Raw genomic sequence first — 3,077 nt, 5'->3', positions numbered from 1 at the left:
TCACAGGGCCAGGGACACCATCGACAACCAAACGAAGCTCAATCTCGCTCTGGCCGCTGGGAGTGACTGCATTCGCGATGCCTCCAACCTCAACAGTACGTTGCTGATCAAGCGTAAATGACGTCTGCAATCCGTCGATCTGCTCCCATCCCGAGACCAATTGCGTTGTTGGCGAATTCACTTCGCTTTCGTAAACGGTGACGGCGGGAATCGACGCTGAGCTCTCCACCTTCACGTTGTCAAGCATCGCATCGAAACCACCGCCAGCCACTTGTGGATCCGAGGTATCCGAAAACCGGAGCGTCGTCAGCGCACTAGTAGCGAAGAAAAAATACTCAAAGTTTGAGTAAACATCCGAGGAATCTGTGGAATTGGCATCTCCAGATCCCGGCGTCACGTCAATGACGGTTTGATCGAGCAGATGGGCGCCACCAAATCCTGCTCCGTCAAACACGTCGACGTCGAGACTCGCGGATTGCGATGGCTGGTTGATGGAGTACTTGCCGAAGTCAAAGCTCAGCTTGTGCGCCGTACCCGCAACGGTATTGAAAGTTTGCGAGATGACGCCGTTGGACGGCAAATTCCCGAAGCTGAATGCGAGCGAGTGTGCAGCGTCAGTCTCGCCTTGGCTGGTGACCACCTGCACATTCCCAGTGGGATTCCAATCGTCCGGAAGTCCTCCAGTCGAATTCTCAAAGCTTCCATTTACCAAACCGGCCAGCACTCTCCGGTCTTCCAGTTGCTCCATCAACAATCGACGTTGCGCGTGATGTCGCAAATATTTTGCACTTCGGTTGGAGTTTCGGCGGCGGCGGGATTTGTGGTGGGACATGGTGGGGTCCTGATTCATCGTTGCGATAGAGGCATAGGGTGATGCAAAACCCGAGCAACCCGGAAGCCGAGTACTTGCGTCCCTCGGCCGCTCAGGAAGTTGTCCGCATTGACATCGAATGGGATCAAACCGACCGGATTCTCAGACGTGACGCTCCCATGAAAGTGTGCGAAAACGTTGACAGGATCGGCGTCGAGGACAATGCGGGGTTCCAGTTGCTGAAGCAGGGATTTTCGAGTCTTTCGGCGTTTCTTGGCTGTCGTGCTCGAGCGATCTTGGATTCGACGCATTTGATTGAGCTCAGCAATTAAGAATCGGATTCAGTCCATCGCTAATCGCTAAAGGGTGTCAGTCGCGCCCCCCAGGGAGGGCTAGTATATACTAACCCAACGAAGGAGGAAAGCTGATAAGCCGCGGAAAATTCGTTGGTTTCGCACCAAACGATCCCGCGCGGTACAAGAACCATGCGACCACGAAACATCGGGTATTGCGGACCGGAATCGATGCGGACAGTGTCCGGTCATGAGAATCGAAGCGACACTACAGAGTCGATCTGATGATCGAAAATGGATCGCAAGCGTATTGATCCTTATTCATCGCTTCATCGGCGCAGCAGCGAACGATCGATCTTTGACAATCTGGTAAAGCGATGCGACGTCAGCCGTCGCTCGGCTACGCGGCAGGCCGGTACGATTTCAGCAGGCCGCCGAGCTCGGTGTGGCACTTGATCTTGGTGGTCTTCAAGTCGATCGTCGGCGGCGAATCGTCATCGCGTATCGGAGGTAGGTGATCCCGGGCAGAGTGTCCGCGACTTGTGTTGTACCAGTCCGATCCGCGACGAAGGATTACGTCGAGTTGCTGATTGGTCACGACGACGAAGCCGTTAAGGATTTCGTGCTTGATCGTTTGAATCACTCGCTCCACGTGAGCCTGCAAATTAGGTGACGCCGGTGTGATGCGTTTGACCGTACAGCCGGTCGACTTGAAGACCTCATCAAACGATTTGGTGTACTTCCCGTCGTTGTCACGCGAAATGATCTTGCACTTTAGTTGTTCGTCTTCGACGTGCATCTGGAAATTGCGAGCCTGCTGCGTGGTCCAGTCACCCGATGGACTGTCCGTCGATGGCGAAACCCAGATGCGGCGAGTCCCCAGGTGGATGAAAACCAAGAAGTAGACATCGACCAGTCCTTTCACTGTCCATTTCTTCTTGCAGGCGAAATCGCACTGCCACATGACATGGGCGTGTCGTTTTAGGAATTCCGACCAGCTGTCCGGATCACCACCATCATCAGGTCCTGGAGCGATGCCTTCGGCGACCAGGATGTTTTTGACCGTCTGTCGCGAAACGCGATGACCCAGTCTCGCTAAGCCCTGTCGAATTTTCGTGTATCCCCAGCCGCATTCTCGCCGCATGCGGACGACGAACTCGCGAACGCTCTCTTCCGTCCGCGGTCGGCCAGCTTGCGAAGCGTCCTTTGCTTCCGCCTTTGGCTTGCCCGACTTCTCGCGATCTTCGATCGCTCGAACCCAACGCCGGAAGGTCGAGTAGCTGACGATCGAGAGCAGCCCCTTGATAGCCCCGCCAAGCGGCAGGCCATGCTTGACGATCGTCCTTCGATCCTGATTGGTGAATTCAATCCGCCTAGGCAATTTTGAGCGAAGGATCTTGTTCTCCGCTTTCAGCAGCCGGTTCTGAGCGGCTAAATCCTGTCGCGAACTCGATGCGAGCAAAGTGAGAAAAGGATGAACGATGGCCCGCACGGCGGCTCCGATATGGCTACAATTCAGCATGAAAATCGGAGTGGCAACGTTTTTGTACCCCGCTAGAACGACGAGCCTACGGATCGATTCGCCCACCGCAATGGCCGCGAGCTTGAACCGTGTCTGGCCAGTCAGATTGTCGTCGCGACGATCAGAGTAACCGGCACAACCTGCCAGAGTGGAGTCGATTCGGGGCACATTCTCTCTCCCTGTTAACCACTCGCAGAATTGCGAGAAACAGCATCTTTGGTTATCAGCAAAGCGTCAACCGAATTTTTTATTCGATGCGTCGCGTGACCAGTCGAAAGAGACGCGAATCGCATCGAAACAGGCACTTCAGGCAGAAAAAGCCTGCAAAATCCAGGGACTCTCTCCGGATTGGTTTTGTACGGGGAGCTAGTTTTGAAATCGCGAAAGCTTTCGCAAACCAGTTAACGCCCGTGGCCCAATATCGGCCGACGGGCGTTTTTCGTTTCTGCCC

Annotated in this window: 3 protein-coding genes; all 3 read right to left on the bottom strand. The window is 54.7% G+C overall.

From position 1 onward, the window contains the following. On the bottom strand, positions 1 to 832 hold an 832-nt coding region (locus tag ABD971_RS26810), incomplete at its 3' end, for a hypothetical protein (RefSeq protein WP_345326919.1). A 14-nt stretch (positions 833 to 846) separates the two neighbouring features. Then, complete coding sequence (locus ABD971_RS36120) at positions 847 to 1,122, bottom strand: LEPR-XLL domain-containing protein (RefSeq protein ID WP_425571377.1); 276 nt, start codon at positions 1,120 to 1,122, stop codon at positions 847 to 849. A 382-nt stretch (positions 1,123 to 1,504) separates the two neighbouring features. Then, positions 1,505 to 2,794: an integrase core domain-containing protein gene (locus ABD971_RS26800; protein WP_345326917.1), complete on the bottom strand. Its 1,290-nt coding sequence runs from the start codon at positions 2,792 to 2,794 to the stop codon at positions 1,505 to 1,507. Positions 2,795 to 3,077 lie beyond the last annotated feature (283 nt).

Source organism: Novipirellula rosea (genome assembly GCF_039541335.1).
GTDB lineage: Bacteria > Planctomycetota > Planctomycetia > Pirellulales > Pirellulaceae > Novipirellula > Novipirellula rosea.
Note: the sequence above shows the minus strand (reverse complement) of the source record. Positions and strands in the feature narration are given on the sequence as shown.

Excerpts from the sequence above, each read along its gene's own strand:
- ABD971_RS36120 (WP_425571377.1), bottom strand. The coding sequence starts at position 1,122 with ATGCGTCGAATCCAAGATCGCTCGAGCACGACAGCCAAGAAACGCCGA.